Here is a 15888-nt window from a genome sequence, read left to right as displayed (position 1 = left end):
GCGCAATGACGATTAGTTAAATTATTTTTTTACTTCAAGCGGCGCTTCAACCAATTTATCTTTTCCGTAAATAAAATCTTTACGTAAATAATCGGCCGGCACAATTGGGCCATCTAAGTAAATGGCTTCTTTCGGGCAAGCTTCTTCACACAAACCGCAGAAAATACAACGCAACATATTAATTTCATATGTAGCTGCATATTTCTCTTCACGATATAAATGTTTTTCATCCGCTTTACGCTCTGCAGCAATCATGGTAATGGCTTCTGCCGGACAAGACAATGCGCATAAACCACAAGCCGTACAACGTTCTTTTCCATTTTCATCGCGTTTAAGAGAATGCATTCCTCTAAAATTGGTCGAAAATTCGCGTTCTACTTCAGGGTATCTAACGGTAGCCTCTTTTTTAAATAAGTGACTGATGGTAATGCCCATACCTTTCGCAATTGCTGGTAGGTACATTTTCTCCATAAAGCTCAGCGGCTTTTGTTCCAGTACTTTTTTCTTGTTACTTAATGATTCCATAATTAAAACTTCTCAATAATCGCAATCACAACACCTGTTACTATAATATTTGCAATGGCTAAAGGAATTAAACCTTTCCATCCCAGATTCATCAATTGATCATAACGGAAACGCGGTATTGTCCAGCGTACCCACATAAAAAAGAAAATGAACAGTACAATTTTCAAAAAGAAAACTCCGGTACCAAACAATGGTGCCCATGTTGGTCCCCAATGTGCAGCAATCCAATCCATACCTGGATAATTATAACCACCGAAATACAAAGCGGCCATCACTGCAGAAGAAACAAACATATTGATGTATTCTGCAAATAGATAAAAACCGAGTTTCATTGATGAATATTCTGTATGATAACCACCAATCAATTCCGTTTCACATTCTGGTAAATCGAAAGGTGCACGGTTGGTTTCTGCAAATGAGCACACCATGAAAATGATAAAACCAAGCGGCTGATACAATACATTCCATCTCCAGCCATGTTGCTGATCTACAATATCTTTCAAACTTAAAGTATTGGTAACCAATAATAATGCGATGATAGATAAACCCATTGCAATCTCATAACTGATGTTCTGAGATGCAGCGCGAATGGCACTTAACAACGAATATTTATTGTTTGATGCCCAACCGCCAATCATTACACCATACACACCAAGTGATACCACGCCAAAGATGTATAAAACACCGACATTAATATCTGCAACCTGAAGCGGAACAATTTTACCAGCGATTTCTACCGGGCTTCCCCATGGAATTACTGCTGTACCAATACAGGCACAAAGTAAAGCCAAGCCAGGACCAACGATAAATAACCACCTATTGGAAGTTGCCGGAATAATTTCTTCCTTCATAAACATTTTTACACCATCAGCCAATGGTTGCAAAATGCCAAAAGGACCTGCCCTATCCGGACCCAAACGATCTTGCAAATATGCCGCAACTTTACGCTCTGCATATGTAGAATACATGGCTACGACTAAACTGATTCCGAAAATAACGGCAACCAGAATAAATTTTTCTATAATAAAACCGGTATCCATTAGTATTTTACTGTTTTATGTAATTCAATTTCATTAGCTGCTTGCAAAGCTGCATTCGGTTTAATAACCGGCAAAGGCTTTAATGTTTCGTAATGGTTAGACGCAATAACCGAAGTATCATCAATATGCGTTGGATGTTCAATTACCCAATCAGAGGTTGCTTTTTTATCGAAACGGCAAGTATTACAGATAAATTCTTCAACTTCTCCAAATTGATCTTTACGCGCAGTTACACGTAAAACATCTTCTCCTTTGTACCAAAGCGTTACTTTACCATTGCATTTTTCGTGATCGCAGTTGCGGTGTGCATCTACGGGTTTTGTAAACCATACACGATTTCTGAACCGGAACGTTTTATCTGTTAATGCGCCTACCGGACAAACATCAATAACATTTCCGGAGAAATCGTTCTCAACAGCTGTTTGGATATAGGTTGAAATTTCTGAATGATCACCACGGTTTAAGATACCATGAACACGTTTATTGGTGATTTGGTCGGCAGTGAATACGCAACGGTAACATAAAATGCAACGGTTCATATGCAGCTGAATTTTATCGCCAATATCGATACGATCAAAAGTACGGCGTTCAAACTCATAACGGGTTTTCTGCAAACCATGCTCATAACCTAAATTCTGAAGATCGCATTCACCTGCCTGGTCACAAACCGGACAATCCAGTGGATGGTTGATCAACAAAATTTCTACCACTCCGGCACGTGCTTCCAACACTTCCGGCGAAGTGATATTGAGTACTTCCATCCCGTCCATTACTGTGGTACGGCATGAAGCAACCAATTTTGGCATCGGGCGGGGATCTTTTTCCGAACCTTTAGTCACCTTAACAATGCAAGTGCGGCATTTACCGCCACTGCCTTGCAATTTGGAATAATAACACATTGCTGGCGGAACAATTTCTCCCCCAATTTGCCGTGCAGCATTCAGGATCGTTGTTCCGTTATCAACTTCTACTGTTATTCCATCTATCGTAACCTTAACTTTTTCACTCATGGTTAATGGTAATCTTATTATTTATGCTCTTGCCGTCATTGCGAGGCACGAAGCAATCTTATTTCTTTTTTCACTATTGCATTAGGATTGCTTCGTTCCTCGCAATGACGTGATGCTTAATAGTAGCCTTAATTATTTTTCTTCCGTTACCGGCGCTTTTTCAATCGGCTTTGCATAATCTGCCAAACCGTAATTCTGTTGCTGACTTTTTACCGGTTCTTTAATATGCCATTCAAACTCATCTCTAAAATGACGGATTGCACTCGCAACCGGCCATGCAGCTGCATCTCCTAGCGGACAAATGGTGTTTCCTTCAATTTTACGTTGTACATCCCACAACAAATCAACGTCATCCATAGAGCCATGACCATGTTCTATCTTATGAAGGATTTTTTCCATCCATCCTGTACCTTCACGGCAAGGAGAACATTGTCCACAACTTTCGTGATGATAAAAACGAGCGAAATTCCAAGTATTTCTAACAATACACTGATCTTCATCAAATGCGATGAAACCACCAGAACCCATCATTGTTCCGGTAGCAAAACCACCTTCAGATAAAGATTCATAACTCATCAAACGCGGATCGCCGTTCGCCAGTTTTAGCGTAAGGTTTGCTGGGAGTACGGGCACAGATGAACCACCTGCAACTGTCGCCTTTAGGCGTTTTCCGTTGGCAATACCGCCACAATATTCGTCAGAGTAAATAAACTCTTCAACAGGCAAGCCCAATTCAATTTCATAAACTCCAGGCCTAACTAAGTTTCCTGATGCAGAAATCAACTTCGTCCCTGTACTTCTACCAATACCAATTTTTGAATATTCTTCTCCACCGTCATTAATGATGGGAACAACAGCTGCGATGGACTCTACGTTATTTACTACCGTTGGGCAACCATATAGGCCAGCAATTGCCGGAAAAGGAGGTTTAATACGCGGATTTCCACGTTTTCCTTCTAATGATTCTAATAAGGCAGTTTCTTCACCGCAAATATAAGCACCGCCCCCAGGCTGAACATACAATTCGAGGTCGTAACCTGAACCTAAAATATTTTTACCCAACCAACCTGCAGCTTTTGCTTCAGCAATTGCACGCTCCAGAATACGGATTTGAGGCATCATTTCTCCACGAACGTAGATATAAGAAACTTTAGCACCCAAAGCAAAGCTGGAAACTATCATTCCTTCAATTAATGCATGTGGGATATGGGTCATTAAAAAGCGATCCTTGAATGTTCCTGGCTCAGATTCATCAGCATTGCAAACCAAATATCTTGCAACACCTTCTGGTTTGGCCAAAAAGCTCCATTTCATTCCGGTAGGAAATCCTGCACCACCACGCCCACGCAAACCAGATTTTTTAACTTCCTCAACAACATCTTCAGGAGTCAAAGTTTTCAAGGCTTTCTCCACAGCGCGGTATCCGCCTTTTTGGCGATAAACTTCAAGCGTGTTAATGCCTGGTACGTTTATATGCTCTAGTAGTAATTTACGGCTCATTATTTATACCCCTAAATCCCCTGAAGGGGACTTTTCCCCTCGTTATCAAAACTCCCTTTTCCGGGAGCCGGGGGTTATTTGTTTTTTAAATCTTCAATCAATTTATCTACGCTTTCTGTTGTCAGGTTTTCGTAGAATGTATACTCTGGACTGATCTGCAAAACTGGCCCGAAACCACAAGCAGCTAAACATTCAACTCCTCTAAAGCTGAATAACCCATCTGCCGTAACTTCGCCTTCTTTAACGCCAAGCTTTTCTTCCAGATGTGCCAGAATCTTTTCTGCCCCAACAAGGCAACAAGGGCCTGTACGGCAAACTTCTAAAGCATATTTACCTTGTGGCTTTAAGAAGTACATTGTATAAAATGTAGCAACTTCATAAACCTCAATCGGCTGAATGTTTAAATATTCGGCAACCTTATCCATTGCTGATGTACTTACCCAAAGAAATTCGGCTTGTACCAAGTGTAGCAAGGGCAGTAATGCCGATTTTTGTTTTCCTTCCGGATAACGACTTTTAACGTCATCAAATTTGGCCAGCAATTCTGATGAAAACTCTACAGGTGCTGTTTCTTCTACTTTAAGCATCTAATTCTCCTGCAATAATGTTCATACTACTCATGTTGATAATGGCATCAGACAATAACATGCCTTCGCTCATCGGAGCAAACATTTGGTAATTTATAAAACTTGGTCTGCGGAAGTGCAAACGATAAGGTGTACGGCCGCCATCATTAATCAGATAAAAACCCAATTCGCCATTTCCGCCTTCCACAGCGTGATAAACTTCTGCTTTTGGTGCATCTATTTCGCCCATCACTATTTTGAAATGATAGATCAATGCTTCCATATTGTTGTAAACTTCTTGTTTCGGAGGAAGATAGAAATCCGGAACATCGGCATGAAATATGCCTTTTGGCTCGGCTTTAATTTTCTCTAGCGCTTGTTCGATAATGCGCAAACTTTGCCACATTTCTTCGTTCCGCACCAGATAACGATCATATATATCTCCACTTGTACCTACAGGAACTTCAAAATCAAAATCTTGATAAGATGAATACGGATCGGCAACGCGAACGTCGTAATCCACGCCAGTAGCACGTAAAAGCGGCCCTGTCCAGCTGTATTCAAGCGCTTTTTCTTTTGTCACCTCAGCCACACCAGCCGTACGATCGATGAAAATACGGTTACGGTTTAGCAAGGCTTCAAATTCTTTAAGCGCCTTTGGAAATTCATTAAGAAATTTACTGATTTTGGCGAAGGCAATATCATTGAAATCTCTTTCGAAACCACCAATTCTACCAATGTTTGTTGTTAATCGTGCGCCGCAAACTTCTTCAAAAATCTCATAAATATGTTCACGAAACTGGAACAAATAAAGGAAAGTAGTTGTTGCGCCGGTATCCTGACCAATAATCGTATTACAGATAATATGATCGGCGATACGTGAAAGTTCCATTACAATAACGCGAAGATAGTCTACACGTTTTGGCAACTTAATATTCAATAATTTTTCTACGGTCATGTGCCAGCCCATATTGTTGATTGGCGATGAACAGTAGTTTAAACGATCTGTTAAAGGAGTAATCTGGTAAAACGGACGATGTTCCGCAATCTTCTCGAAAGCACGGTGAATATATCCGATGGTAGAAACGCCGCTAACTATACGCTCACCGTCTAACTGCAATACATTTTGGAATACACCGTGGGTTGCGGGGTGAGTTGGACCTAAATTTAAGGTAACCAATTCGCTTTGCGGGTCGTTATCTGTAAATACGGGATGGTTATGATTCATAGCTTACCTTCCAAAAAATTCATCTTTTTTATCAACTCTGTTCGGATCTTCCAATGGATATTGTTTCAACATTGGATGAACACCTAAATCGTCCATATTTAGAATACGGCGCAAATCAGGATGTCCTTCAAACTTAACCCCAAATAAATCGTAAGTTTCCCGCTCCATCCAGTTGGCTCCTAACCAAACCGACGTTGCTGTTGGGATTGTTGGATCTTGTTCAGAGATAAAAACTTTAATTCTAACTCTTACACGTTCTACCATATTATTAAGATGGTAAACAACTGCAATTCCGTGATCCTTTCCCGGATAATGCACTGCTGTAATATCTGTAAGGAAATTAAATTTAAGTTCGTTTTTAAGATGCGAAAGCACATTAATGATCACATCTTTATAGGTTACAAAGGTTAATAAGCCATATGGCTCTGAAACAGCCGTAACTTTCTCACCAAATTTTTCAGTCAGCTTAACGTGGATATCGTTATTTAACGTAGTCTCTTCCATTATTTGATGCCGTATTGACCTAAAAGTTGTTTATAATAGTCAGAATTACGTCGTCTTCCCGATTCATTTTTCACCAAATCCTGAATACGTTGAAAGCCGTCTAGGATTGCTTCTGGTCTTGGCGGGCAACCCGGAACATAAACATCTACGGGAATAACCTCATCAATACCTTGTAATACCGAATAGGTATCGAAGATTCCTCCGCTGCTTGCGCAAGCGCCAACTGCCATTACCCAACGTGGTTCTGCCATTTGGATATACACTTGTTTAAGTACTGGCGCCATTTTTTTAGCGATAGTACCCATAACCATTAAAACGTCTGCCTGGCGTGGGGAGAAACTCAAACGTTCTGCGCCAAAACGACCCAAATCGTAATGAGAACCCATGGTTGCCATAAATTCGATTCCACAACAAGAAGTTGCAAAAGGTAAAGGCCACAATGAATTTGAGCGGGCTAAGCCTATTACTTTGTCCAGGGAAGTGGCAAAATAGCCAGGCCCTTCGGTTCCCGGTGGCGCATCTACTATATTAATTTCACTCATGTCTAAAAACAAAAAATGCTCATTCCCAATTAAGGAATGAGCAGCAAAATTACAATATTTAAAAGGTAATTGAACTAGCTTACATTGATTTAGAACCTTTCTAAATAGGTCTGTATGGCTTTTGTTAGTGTACCTGCTACACACTAACTTCCTGTTTCATTTCAACAGAAATGTAGTAGAGCAAAGACAGGTAGCAGCAATTATAGAATTAGTTCCAGTCGAGAACTTTTTTCTTGATTACATAGATAAAACCAAGCAATAATGTACCCATAAAAATGAACATTTCAATCATACCTTCCATACGCAATGATCGGAAGTTTACTGCCCAAGGGTACATAAAAATCACTTCAACATCAAAAAGTACGAAGAGAATAGCTACAACAAAATATTTAATAGAGAATGGCTGACGCGCATTACCCACAACTTTAATACCGGCTTCAAAAGTTTCCAGCTTATCGCTGGTTTTGCGTTTTGGACCTAAAAAGTGAGTAGCAACCAACGTAGTTACCACAAAACCTAGAGCCACAATAACCTGAAAAATAATAGGTAAAAAATCTATAGGGGCGCTTTGAACTTGCATAATTGACATATTTTGATGCAAAAGTAAAAGAAAAAGGCAGAGTAACCAAACTCTGCCTTTTCTTAATTGCTATTTAAAATTATTATTTACCTTTTTTTGCTGGTGCTGCAGGAGCATTCAACTCTTTAAGTTTAGCAGCAGCAAAAGTTCCCGATGGATATACTTCGATACTTTTAGCAAAATATTCTTTTGCTTTATCTTTATCTTTATAGTAATAGAATCCACCTAAAGAGTCATAGGCTTCAGACAGTTTCTTAGCATTAGCTGTCGCAACTTCTGGTTTTTCGCTTACTTTTTTGATAAACTCTTCGAAGTGTGGATTTGCTAAGCCTTTTGGATCTTTCTCGTCATCAGCTAAACTATTAATACGAGCTCTCCAAAGATATGCATCATAAGTGTCTGGTGCCAATTGAGTCACTTTTGCAATTGCAGAATCTGCTTTTACCAAACCATCTTTAGTCGGATTCTGCTTAGCACTATATTTACCTGCATAATCAAAATAATATGCTAATGCTTCATAATAGTAGTTATATAATGACCCTTTTCCGTTAGGATTAGCTTTGATTGCTTTTTCGTAAATCTGAGCTGCTTTGTCGTATTTCTTTGCATCAAAGTAGCTTTTTGCAATTTCTGCTAGAGCATCTGCGTTTACTGAATCTTTTTCTACAGCCTTCTCGATATTGATTAGAGCCAAGCTATCTTGACCAGCTTTAAGTTGAGACTTACCTAAATAAAGATAATCGTTTGCTAAAATTCTAGACTGATCTTTTTCTTTCGCGAAAAAATCTGTCATATCAGTAAGTGCCTGTGGATAATTTTCATTTTCATAAGCAGACCAACCTTTCAACCTTGCTACAACTGCCGCTTTTGGGCTATCTGCAGGTACTTGTACGCTAGATGCTACTTGCTGTAAAGTAGGGAAATCTTTTGCATAAAATAAGAATTGCATATAGCGCAACTGAGACTCCAAAGATTTGTCCGTCAAATCCATATATTTCTTGTAGTTCTCAACCGCTTTAGCAGATTTCTCTTTATCTACGCCAAAGCTACCCCAGATCAAATACAACTCGCCCAATTCGCGGTAAGCCGGGCCATAATTTGGATCAGCAGTAATTACATCATTTAATTCTTTCTCTGCTTCAGGGAATGCTTTAGATTCCTTGTACATTTTACCAATCTGTGTTTTAGATCTTCTGTTGTTCGGATCAACATCAGTAACACGCATGTATGGACCTAACGCCTCAGAGTTTTTCTTTTGTAAAGCATATGCATCACCTAAAGCCAAGAATACATCTGCATCTTTATCCTTAGAATCCAATTCATCTGCTTTAGTGATATTGGCAATTGCATTTTCGAAATCTGGCTTAGACACATCGTCAGATGGTTTATCTTGTGCCAAATACGCACGGCCGATATTTAAATACGTTTTGTAGTCTTTTTTATTTACTTCAATTGCTTTATCGAAATTCGTTTTAGCAGAAGTAGGGTTGTTAGACAATAAATCAGCTTCTCCTAAGCCAATCAGATTTAGATTGTTTTTCGGATCCGCAGCTAAACCTTGTGTAAACACTGTTCTAGCCGAATCAATATAACCCGTTTTTAGGTAAACTAAGCCAAGGTTATAAAATGTTTCACCGTCTTTAGATGAGCTAACCAATGATTTCAACATTGATGAAGCTTTTTGATACTGTTCAGCGTCAATCGCTTTTTTCGCGTCGTTTAAATTTTGAGCAAAAACTGCAGAACCCATCAACACTAAACCTACATTTAAGGTTATTGCTTTCTTTAAAATTTTCATCGGATTTTCCTGTTTTTTTAATTAATCCTAGAGCAATTTATACTCTGTGGTTCGATTTATGATTTATTTATTTACTATTCTTTTTTTACGTTAATCTCTCTCGGCATTAATTTATGTGGTGCAAGTCCGGACTTCAAAACAAGCAGTTGCCCGCGTTGGCTGGTTAGCCAAACTGAAAATCCTGTACCTAAGCCACCTCTGCCTTCGCAATTAATGATATTAATATTTCTTAGAAAAGGATAAACACCATTTATTAGATTTTGTTGTGTTGGCTTGTAATAATTATCGTCTCCGATACCGCCTTTTGTATTCTTTACACCTAAAACTTTAATCTTAGCAAGTGCATCGGAAACCTCTGTATTGTTCTCAGACAGCCAATTTACGCCCAATATACCAATAAAATCTTTATTTTCTGCAACAAAACGAATGACCTCATTGCTTGAATTTTTCGAATAAACACCTTGTTTCGGGAACTCCTTTATTTGGGCCAAATCTTTAAAATAATGAAATGTACTGGAGTAAGCGTTATCAAAAATCAGTTTTTTGTTTGTTTTTTTACCCTGTAAAACGTCAATCACCTCTATAACGTTAATTGTACTATCAATATTATCTTTATTTGTAATTAAAGCAATACCGTCAATAGCGAAACGTAAGGTATTGATTCGAATGTTGCGTTGTTGATAAAACTTCTCTTCTTCTTTTGTGAGCATTCGAGGCAATACAATCACCCGGATGCTATCGTTAAGGAAAGATGTAATAATCTTTTGCTCAGGCTTGAAAACAGTACTAAAGGTTGCTTTTGGATAATCTAAACTAAAAATATCCATTTCTTTTTGTACGATAGGCCCAACACTTTCATCAACAAGAATATCCAGATTACCACTGGTATAGCCTTGTGTAGTCGCCTCTTCTTTATCCTTATCCTTTTGTTTACAGGATATAAAGCCCAACAATAATAAAATGAATAGCAGGTTCTTCATAAGGGGATAACTTAGTCTCTTCTACCTAAACTCAATAGTCTGATAAAAGCATAAACAATCAAAAATATACCGATTAGAATTTTATATACTCTATCAATATTAAGTGGAAGCGCTGTCCAAAAGATAAATGCGAGGCCGAGGATCACATAAAAAACAAACATGATTAGCCCTAAAATGAGCAAAAACCGCTGTTTAGGCGATTTTTGCTTAAAAATATCAAAATTTAACATTTACTTTTAGTTCAATGTAAAGTTAACGTTGATGTTGTATTTTACCCTTACAGGTTTACCATTTTGAATACCCGGATTCCAACGTGGACTCGCTTTTAATACACGAATCGCTTCTTCGTCAGTTCCGCTACCCAAACCACGTGTTACTGTAATATCGGTTAATTTACCATCTTTCTCCACAACGAAAGACAAGAATACTTTACCTTGTACGTTGTTTTCTTGTGCCATTGGCGGATACTTGATTGCATTACCTAAGTACTTGTAGAACTTAGCCAAACCTCCTGGAAATTCTGGTTGTTTTTCGATACTAACGAAGTCATAAACCTGGTTATCATCTACCGCAACTGCAGCTTCTCTTTTTGGTCCCTCACCAACTGGTGCAGCAATTACAATGTCTGCAGTTGGATCGCCTTTGATGTCACGCTGACCTGGATCAGCTTCTTTCAATTTTTCTACGGTTGGTGGCTCCTCATCACGTACTTGCTCATCTGGCTTTACGATTGGAGGTGGCATTTTAACCTGATCCACTTTTGGTGGCGGTGGCTCTACCGGTGGTGGTGGAGGTGTTTCCGGATTTACCGGTGGTGGCGGTGCAATTACGACTTCCTGAGCTTTCATTTGCTCTTCTTCCTGATCTCCGGATCCTTTAATTAACCCATAGATTTTTGGAGAAAAGAACAAAACAAGAAATACGACCGAACCAATTAATAAAGCTTTGGTTGTGTTTGTACCATTTGATTTACGCAATTGGTACGCGCCATAATTTTTGTTTTTATCCGTAAAAACAACCTCAAGCCATTCTTTTCTGAATATATCTAATTTTGACATGATTAATGTTTTACTTGTTTATAAAATTCCTTGCGATTTCATCGACTCTTTTTCGCTATCTAAGATGTTATCATCATCAATCTGACGAACTTTCACCTTTAATATCTCCAATTCATCCATAATATCTACGAAGTTTTTGAACGTTGAACCGCTTGTTGGTTTTACCAACACTACGAAATCGCCAGCAACTCCAGATGCATCTGCAACTTTTCTGTTTTGAATGATCGCCTTGTCAACTTGTGCTAAGCTCTCATAAGTTGGAGCAGTTTTACCTGCTTCTCCCATGTACCAAGCTACCTTATCATTTTTACCCAAAAGGATAGTCATGGTTTTTGTTGCTTTAAGCTCTAATCTGTTGTCTTGGTTGTTATCGTCTTTATCCGGCTTAACAATATCCATTGCTTGTGGTGTAGATATTACTGTAGTCAAGATAAAGAATGTTACCAAAAGAAACATCAGATCCACCATCGGAGTCATATCAACCCTTGGTGTGGCTTTCTTCCCGCCTGTATTTAATTCTGCCATTTCTTATTACTTTTTTGCTTCAGCATTAGTAACCAATAAAAATTTATTGATTTTTTGTTTCTGAAGAATGTCAACAATCTTTTTGACTACAGGATATTCTTCTTTAGAATCTCCTTTAATACTCACGCGCATGGCTTGGTTATTAATCTCAGAGGTTGCTTTACGTGCGTTAAGCACCCAAGAGTTTAATTGGTTATTGGTAGAATCTGCAGGGATTCCAGGTTGGATTCCAGGCTTCATTCTATCCGCACTACCCATTGCGAGTAAGTCTTTCAGACTTTGTACTGGTACACCAAAACTACCAAGTCCGCTAAATTTTGTTTTTTCTTCTGGGGTGAAGTTGATTTTATACTCTTCGCCCATTAATTCCAACGTCCTCATCCTGACAGCAGGTCCGGCCACCTCAAAGAACACCTTACCTTGGCCAATTGTTAAAGTGGCGTTATTTTCTGCCGGTACTTTAAACTCATACGTTGAAGAAGGAGTTGATACCGCCAAAGGTTCAGGTTGTCTTGCCGTAGCCGTTAATATGAAGAACGTAAGCAACAGCGCGGCCACGTCGCACATGGCGGTCATGTCTGTTACTGTACTGGTTCTTTTAACTTTAATTCTAGGCATAATATTTTTTTACTAGTTTTTTAACAATGATGAACTTTTTCCCGGTTTTCCATAAAGCCGGTAAAAATATTTTCAAAATTCTTATTTATGCGAACTAGCGTATGTTTGAACGATGCTGAAACCAGCTTCATCAATTGCGTAAGTTAATTTATCAATTTTAGAAGTTAAGATGTTATACATGATAATTGCCAAAGTTGATACAGAGATACCAGTCATTGTGTTGATCAATGCCTCAGAGATACCTACCGCCAAAGCTGCTTGATCCGGAGCTCCAGAGTTAGCCAAACCGGCGAATGCACGGATCATACCTGTTACTGTACCCAATAAACCGATCAAAGTACCGATTGATACCAAGGTAGCGATGATAGTTAAGTTTTGCTCCAACATAGGCATTTCTAAAGCAGTAGCTTCTTCAACTTCTTTTTGGATGGCAACGATAGATTGTTCAACATCTAAATTTGAATCAGCTTCAACTTCGCTGTATTTTTTCAAACCAGATTTGATTACGTTAGCTACAGATCCTTGTTGTTTATCGCATTCTGCTTTTGCAGCTTCGATGTTACCAGCATTCAATAAACCTTTTACTTTGATGATAAAAGTATCTAAACTAGATTTTCCGCTTGCTTTACCGATAACAATAAAACGCTCGATTGAGAAAACGATTGTAGTCAATAACAATCCAATTAAAACCGCCACGATCGGACCCCCTTTAAAAGCTGTACCAGGATAGTTGTTAGGTAATGGTAAATTTTCGTTGTTGTTATCGATAAAGTTACTTGGATCACCTAATACATATCTCCAAATGATAAAACCAATCACAATACAAATTGGAATAACTAATGTTGCAAATACATTTGAAGCACTAGAAGAGCTTTCTTTCTTAACAGTTGTTGGTTTTGGTGCGTTTGCCATTTTTTTTAAATTTTTAGTTTTAGTTCTTGTTTTTAATTTTTTAGCTTTTTTTACTTTTTGTACTACACACAACGAATGTTACCTGATAATGTTGCGAAAAACAAATTTATAAATTGATTTTAAATTACAAATTAATAAATCGATAAACAATCAAATCGTTACTTAATATTTAGTTTACGGTTAACACAAGAGCGTGTATAACAAAAAAATTGCCTCAGCCGGAGGCAATTCTTCCACAATAAAAACTAAAAAAAATACGAATTGCAAATTTTTCGTGCAAAAAAAGCGTTTTAAAGGGGTTTTAACATAATTTTAACGTTCTTAACACCTTGTTAAAGAGTAGCCTTGTCAAATTGTCTAAAATTTTCAAAAAAAGCGTCGGATAATTCATAAGCCTTCAAAAAGTACTCTTCCTGATTGTTCCAGCTCTTTGCGGGATCTAAAATTTCATCCGGCACATCCGGACAAGTTAATGGCATCATTAATTTAAACACATGGTGTTGACGATAATTTGAATGCGCCAATTTTCCTTTAATTGCAGCGGTAATCATTGCGCGGGTGTATGACAAACGCATTCTTTTTCCAATTCCATAGGCACCGCCTATCCATCCTGTATTAACCAGCCAAACATTTACATTTTGTTGCTTCATCTTCTCTCCAAGCAATTGCGCATACTTTTCTGGGTGAAGTGGCAAAAATGCTTTTCCAAAACAGGCAGAAAAGGTAAGTTGAGGCTCAACCACACCAGCTTCTGTACCTGCAACTTTTGCTGTATACCCACTCATAAAATGAAACATAGCTTGTTCAACAGTTAGTTTTGAAATGGGCGGCAACACGCCAAATGCATCTGCAGTAAGGAAAAAGATATTCGAAGGTTGTGCAGCAACAGACGGAAGTACTGCGTTATCTATATAATGTATAGGATAAGCAACCCTTGTATTTTCTGTTTTATCGATATTGCTGAAATCAACCTCACGGCCACCAGGGTAATAGTTAATGTTCTCCAGCAAGGATCCAAATTTAATCGCGTTATAGATCTGTGGTTCTTTCTCTTCAGAAAGATCTACGCATTTGGCATAACAACCGCCTTCAAAATTAAATACTGAATCTTCGCTCCAACCGTGTTCGTCATCACCGATTAAACCACGTTCAGGATCTGCCGAAAGCGTCGTTTTACCTGTTCCGGAAAGGCCAAAAAATATAGCTGTATCACCAGAAGCACCTACATTTGCCGAACAATGCATTGGCAGAATATTCTTATAAACCGGCAGTACAAAATTTAAAACCGAAAAAATGCCTTTTTTAATTTCTCCTGTGTAACCCGTACCACCTATAAGAATCACTTTTTTCGAAAAATTAATAATCGAAAAATTCTCTTGTCTGGTGCCATCTACTTCTGGGTTGGCCATAAAACCTGGTGCAGCTATAACCGTCCATTCTGGAGTTTCCACCAAACTTGCTTCGCTTGGACGGATAAAAAGGTTCAATGCAAACAGATTTTGAAATGCTTTCTCCGTTACCACGCGAACGGACAACGCATAATCCGGATTTGCGCAAGCATGGGCATCCCGTACGTAAATTGTTTTTTCACTTAAATAATCCGTTACTTTTTGGAACAACTGGTCAAAATATTTCGGATCGATTTTAATATTGACGTCGCCCCACCAAACCAAATTTTCAGTAATATCGTCATAAACGATAAATCTGTCTTTTGGCGATCGGCCGGTAAATTTTCCAGTGTCTATTGCCAGAGCACCAGCAGACGAAAGAGTGCCTTCATTATTTTTTATGGCATCCTGGATTAATTCAGCAGCAGATAACTGATACTTTATGATCGTATCATCGCTGATATTCAGATAACTCAAATTTGGAACGGATAGTTGTCTCCTGCTCATACTTAACGGGTTAGGACAACAAAGGTAGGCAGGAAAAAGGAAAAATTAAACCTATTTCAAGTCAACTATTTACATATTGTACTAAATACACAATAAGCAAACAGCTGACTTACAGTGATTTAATTCAATAAAAAATATTTTAAATAAATATATAAATACACTAAGCCATCAAGAAACACAGTAATAAAATACCATTAAAATTCGCTTTTTTATTGCTTTTTACTTGCCGAATACGGCCAAAACAAAATTTACCCCCCGGCTTTTTTTGCTATATACCCTTCTTTTTGAAGTATAGCCATCACCTTATCGCGTACATCACCTTGAATCAGGATTTCCCAATCTTTAACAGAACCACCAACGCCGCATTTATTTTTAAGCATCTTACCAAGTTTTTCCAAATCTTCTTGTTGGCCTCTAAAACCTGTAATGAGTGTAACGGCTTTGCCTCCGCGATTCTTTTTATCTAACATTACGCGCAAATCCTGCTGATTATTTGGCAATGAAGGTGTGTCATCCACTTCCTCTTCATATTTAAAATCCGGATCTGTAGAAAACATGATCCCGCCTAAGTCGCTCAAACTGTTCTTCTTTTTCATAACGTAAAATA

General features: G+C 38.4%; 17 protein-coding genes. All 17 read right to left on the bottom strand.

Features of this window, described 5'->3' with window-relative positions; genetic code table 11:
- Nucleotides 1–21: 21 nt before the first annotated feature.
- The 17 genes from ACJVDH_RS21230 to ACJVDH_RS21150 all read right to left on the bottom strand — a co-directional run bounded on the left by ACJVDH_RS21230 (nucleotide 22) and on the right by ACJVDH_RS21150 (nucleotide 15877).
- Nucleotides 22–525: a NuoI/complex I 23 kDa subunit family protein gene (locus ACJVDH_RS21230; RefSeq protein ID WP_443945405.1), complete on the bottom strand. Its 504-nt coding sequence runs from the start codon at nucleotides 523–525 to the stop codon at nucleotides 22–24.
- A gap of 2 nt (nucleotides 526–527) precedes the next feature.
- Nucleotides 528–1565: an NADH-quinone oxidoreductase subunit NuoH gene (nuoH, locus tag ACJVDH_RS21225; protein ID WP_443945404.1), complete on the bottom strand. Its 1038-nt coding sequence runs from the start codon at nucleotides 1563–1565 to the stop codon at nucleotides 528–530.
- Nucleotides 1565–2575: a 2Fe-2S iron-sulfur cluster-binding protein gene (locus tag ACJVDH_RS21220; protein WP_443945403.1), complete on the bottom strand. Its 1011-nt coding sequence runs from the start codon at nucleotides 2573–2575 to the stop codon at nucleotides 1565–1567. Before ACJVDH_RS21220 ends, nuoH begins: the two co-directional genes overlap by 1 nt.
- 132 nt (nucleotides 2576–2707) lie before the next feature.
- Nucleotides 2708–4075 carry an NADH-quinone oxidoreductase subunit NuoF gene (gene nuoF, locus ACJVDH_RS21215; protein ID WP_443945402.1) on the bottom strand — a complete coding sequence of 456 codons (1368 nt, stop codon included), beginning with the start codon at nucleotides 4073–4075 and terminating at the stop codon, nucleotides 2708–2710.
- Between the two features lie 74 nt (nucleotides 4076–4149).
- Entirely contained in the window at nucleotides 4150–4662 is a 513-nt protein-coding gene (locus ACJVDH_RS21210) for an NADH-quinone oxidoreductase subunit NuoE family protein (RefSeq protein ID WP_443945401.1), read from the bottom strand.
- Complete coding sequence (locus ACJVDH_RS21205; RefSeq protein WP_443945400.1) at nucleotides 4655–5869, bottom strand: NADH-quinone oxidoreductase subunit D; 1215 nt, start codon at nucleotides 5867–5869, stop codon at nucleotides 4655–4657. The genes ACJVDH_RS21210 and ACJVDH_RS21205 overlap by 8 nt, the downstream gene beginning before the upstream one ends.
- 3 nt (nucleotides 5870–5872) lie before the next feature.
- Nucleotides 5873–6373 carry an NADH-quinone oxidoreductase subunit C gene (locus ACJVDH_RS21200; protein WP_443945399.1) on the bottom strand — a complete coding sequence of 167 codons (501 nt, stop codon included), beginning with the start codon at nucleotides 6371–6373 and terminating at the stop codon, nucleotides 5873–5875.
- Nucleotides 6373–6915 (bottom strand): NADH-quinone oxidoreductase subunit B, encoded by a 543-nt coding sequence (locus ACJVDH_RS21195; RefSeq protein WP_183765736.1) that lies wholly within the window; start codon nucleotides 6913–6915, stop codon nucleotides 6373–6375. Before ACJVDH_RS21195 ends, ACJVDH_RS21200 begins: the two co-directional genes overlap by 1 nt.
- A gap of 208 nt (nucleotides 6916–7123) precedes the next feature.
- Nucleotides 7124–7495 carry an NADH-quinone oxidoreductase subunit A gene (locus ACJVDH_RS21190; protein WP_443945398.1) on the bottom strand — a complete coding sequence of 124 codons (372 nt, stop codon included), beginning with the start codon at nucleotides 7493–7495 and terminating at the stop codon, nucleotides 7124–7126.
- Between the two features lie 82 nt (nucleotides 7496–7577).
- Nucleotides 7578–9293 carry a tetratricopeptide repeat protein gene (locus tag ACJVDH_RS21185; protein ID WP_443945397.1) on the bottom strand — a complete coding sequence of 572 codons (1716 nt, stop codon included), beginning with the start codon at nucleotides 9291–9293 and terminating at the stop codon, nucleotides 7578–7580.
- 74 nt (nucleotides 9294–9367) lie between these two features.
- On the bottom strand, nucleotides 9368–10273 hold the full coding sequence (locus tag ACJVDH_RS21180) for a PstS family phosphate ABC transporter substrate-binding protein (protein ID WP_443945396.1): 906 nt from the start codon (nucleotides 10271–10273) through the stop codon (nucleotides 9368–9370).
- Between the two features lie 236 nt (nucleotides 10274–10509).
- Complete coding sequence (locus ACJVDH_RS21175; protein WP_443945395.1) at nucleotides 10510–11331, bottom strand: energy transducer TonB; 822 nt, start codon at nucleotides 11329–11331, stop codon at nucleotides 10510–10512.
- An 18-nt stretch (nucleotides 11332–11349) separates the two neighbouring features.
- Entirely contained in the window at nucleotides 11350–11856 is a 507-nt protein-coding gene (locus ACJVDH_RS21170) for an ExbD/TolR family protein (protein WP_443945394.1), read from the bottom strand.
- Nucleotides 11857–11862: 6 nt separating this feature from the next.
- A complete protein-coding gene (locus ACJVDH_RS21165) occupies nucleotides 11863–12474 on the bottom strand; it encodes a biopolymer transporter ExbD (RefSeq protein ID WP_443945393.1) in 612 nt (203 codons plus the stop codon).
- 81 nt (nucleotides 12475–12555) lie between these two features.
- On the bottom strand, nucleotides 12556–13386 hold the full coding sequence (locus ACJVDH_RS21160; RefSeq protein WP_443947645.1) for a MotA/TolQ/ExbB proton channel family protein: 831 nt from the start codon (nucleotides 13384–13386) through the stop codon (nucleotides 12556–12558).
- Nucleotides 13387–13718: 332 nt separating this feature from the next.
- Nucleotides 13719–15281 (bottom strand): phosphoenolpyruvate carboxykinase (ATP), encoded by a 1563-nt coding sequence (gene pckA / locus ACJVDH_RS21155; RefSeq protein ID WP_443945392.1) that lies wholly within the window; start codon nucleotides 15279–15281, stop codon nucleotides 13719–13721.
- Nucleotides 15282–15529: 248 nt separating this feature from the next.
- On the bottom strand, nucleotides 15530–15877 hold the full coding sequence (locus ACJVDH_RS21150) for a translation initiation factor (RefSeq protein WP_443945391.1): 348 nt from the start codon (nucleotides 15875–15877) through the stop codon (nucleotides 15530–15532).
- Nucleotides 15878–15888: the final 11 nt, after the last annotated feature.

The sequence above is a fragment of the Pedobacter terrestris genome, from assembly GCF_052343045.1.
Lineage (GTDB): Bacteria > Bacteroidota > Bacteroidia > Sphingobacteriales > Sphingobacteriaceae > Pedobacter.
The sequence above is the reverse complement of the archived record's forward strand: the minus strand, read 5'-3'. Positions and strand labels throughout refer to the sequence as shown.

Excerpts from the sequence above, each read along its gene's own strand:
- ACJVDH_RS21210 (WP_443945401.1), bottom strand. The coding sequence starts at position 4,662 with ATGCTTAAAGTAGAAGAAACAGCACCTGTAGAGTTTTCATCAGAATTG.
- pckA (WP_443945392.1), bottom strand. The coding sequence starts at position 15,281 with ATGAGCAGGAGACAACTATCCGTTCCAAATTTGAGTTATCTGAATATC.
- ACJVDH_RS21230 (WP_443945405.1), bottom strand. The coding sequence starts at position 525 with ATGGAATCATTAAGTAACAAGAAAAAAGTACTGGAACAAAAGCCGCTG.
- ACJVDH_RS21170 (WP_443945394.1), bottom strand. The coding sequence starts at position 11,856 with ATGGCAGAATTAAATACAGGCGGGAAGAAAGCCACACCAAGGGTTGAT.
- ACJVDH_RS21160 (WP_443947645.1), bottom strand. The coding sequence starts at position 13,386 with ATGGCAAACGCACCAAAACCAACAACTGTTAAGAAAGAAAGCTCTTCT.
- nuoF (WP_443945402.1), bottom strand. The coding sequence starts at position 4,075 with ATGAGCCGTAAATTACTACTAGAGCATATAAACGTACCAGGCATTAAC.
- ACJVDH_RS21190 (WP_443945398.1), bottom strand. The coding sequence starts at position 7,495 with ATGCAAGTTCAAAGCGCCCCTATAGATTTTTTACCTATTATTTTTCAG.
- ACJVDH_RS21185 (WP_443945397.1), bottom strand. The coding sequence starts at position 9,293 with ATGAAAATTTTAAAGAAAGCAATAACCTTAAATGTAGGTTTAGTGTTG.
- ACJVDH_RS21165 (WP_443945393.1), bottom strand. The coding sequence starts at position 12,474 with ATGCCTAGAATTAAAGTTAAAAGAACCAGTACAGTAACAGACATGACC.
- ACJVDH_RS21150 (WP_443945391.1), bottom strand. The coding sequence starts at position 15,877 with ATGAAAAAGAAGAACAGTTTGAGCGACTTAGGCGGGATCATGTTTTCT.
- ACJVDH_RS21205 (WP_443945400.1), bottom strand. The coding sequence starts at position 5,869 with ATGAATCATAACCATCCCGTATTTACAGATAACGACCCGCAAAGCGAA.
- ACJVDH_RS21200 (WP_443945399.1), bottom strand. The coding sequence starts at position 6,373 with ATGGAAGAGACTACGTTAAATAACGATATCCACGTTAAGCTGACTGAA.
- ACJVDH_RS21175 (WP_443945395.1), bottom strand. The coding sequence starts at position 11,331 with ATGTCAAAATTAGATATATTCAGAAAAGAATGGCTTGAGGTTGTTTTT.
- ACJVDH_RS21180 (WP_443945396.1), bottom strand. The coding sequence starts at position 10,273 with ATGAAGAACCTGCTATTCATTTTATTATTGTTGGGCTTTATATCCTGT.
- nuoH (WP_443945404.1), bottom strand. The coding sequence starts at position 1,565 with ATGGATACCGGTTTTATTATAGAAAAATTTATTCTGGTTGCCGTTATT.
- ACJVDH_RS21220 (WP_443945403.1), bottom strand. The coding sequence starts at position 2,575 with ATGAGTGAAAAAGTTAAGGTTACGATAGATGGAATAACAGTAGAAGTT.
- ACJVDH_RS21195 (WP_183765736.1), bottom strand. The coding sequence starts at position 6,915 with ATGAGTGAAATTAATATAGTAGATGCGCCACCGGGAACCGAAGGGCCT.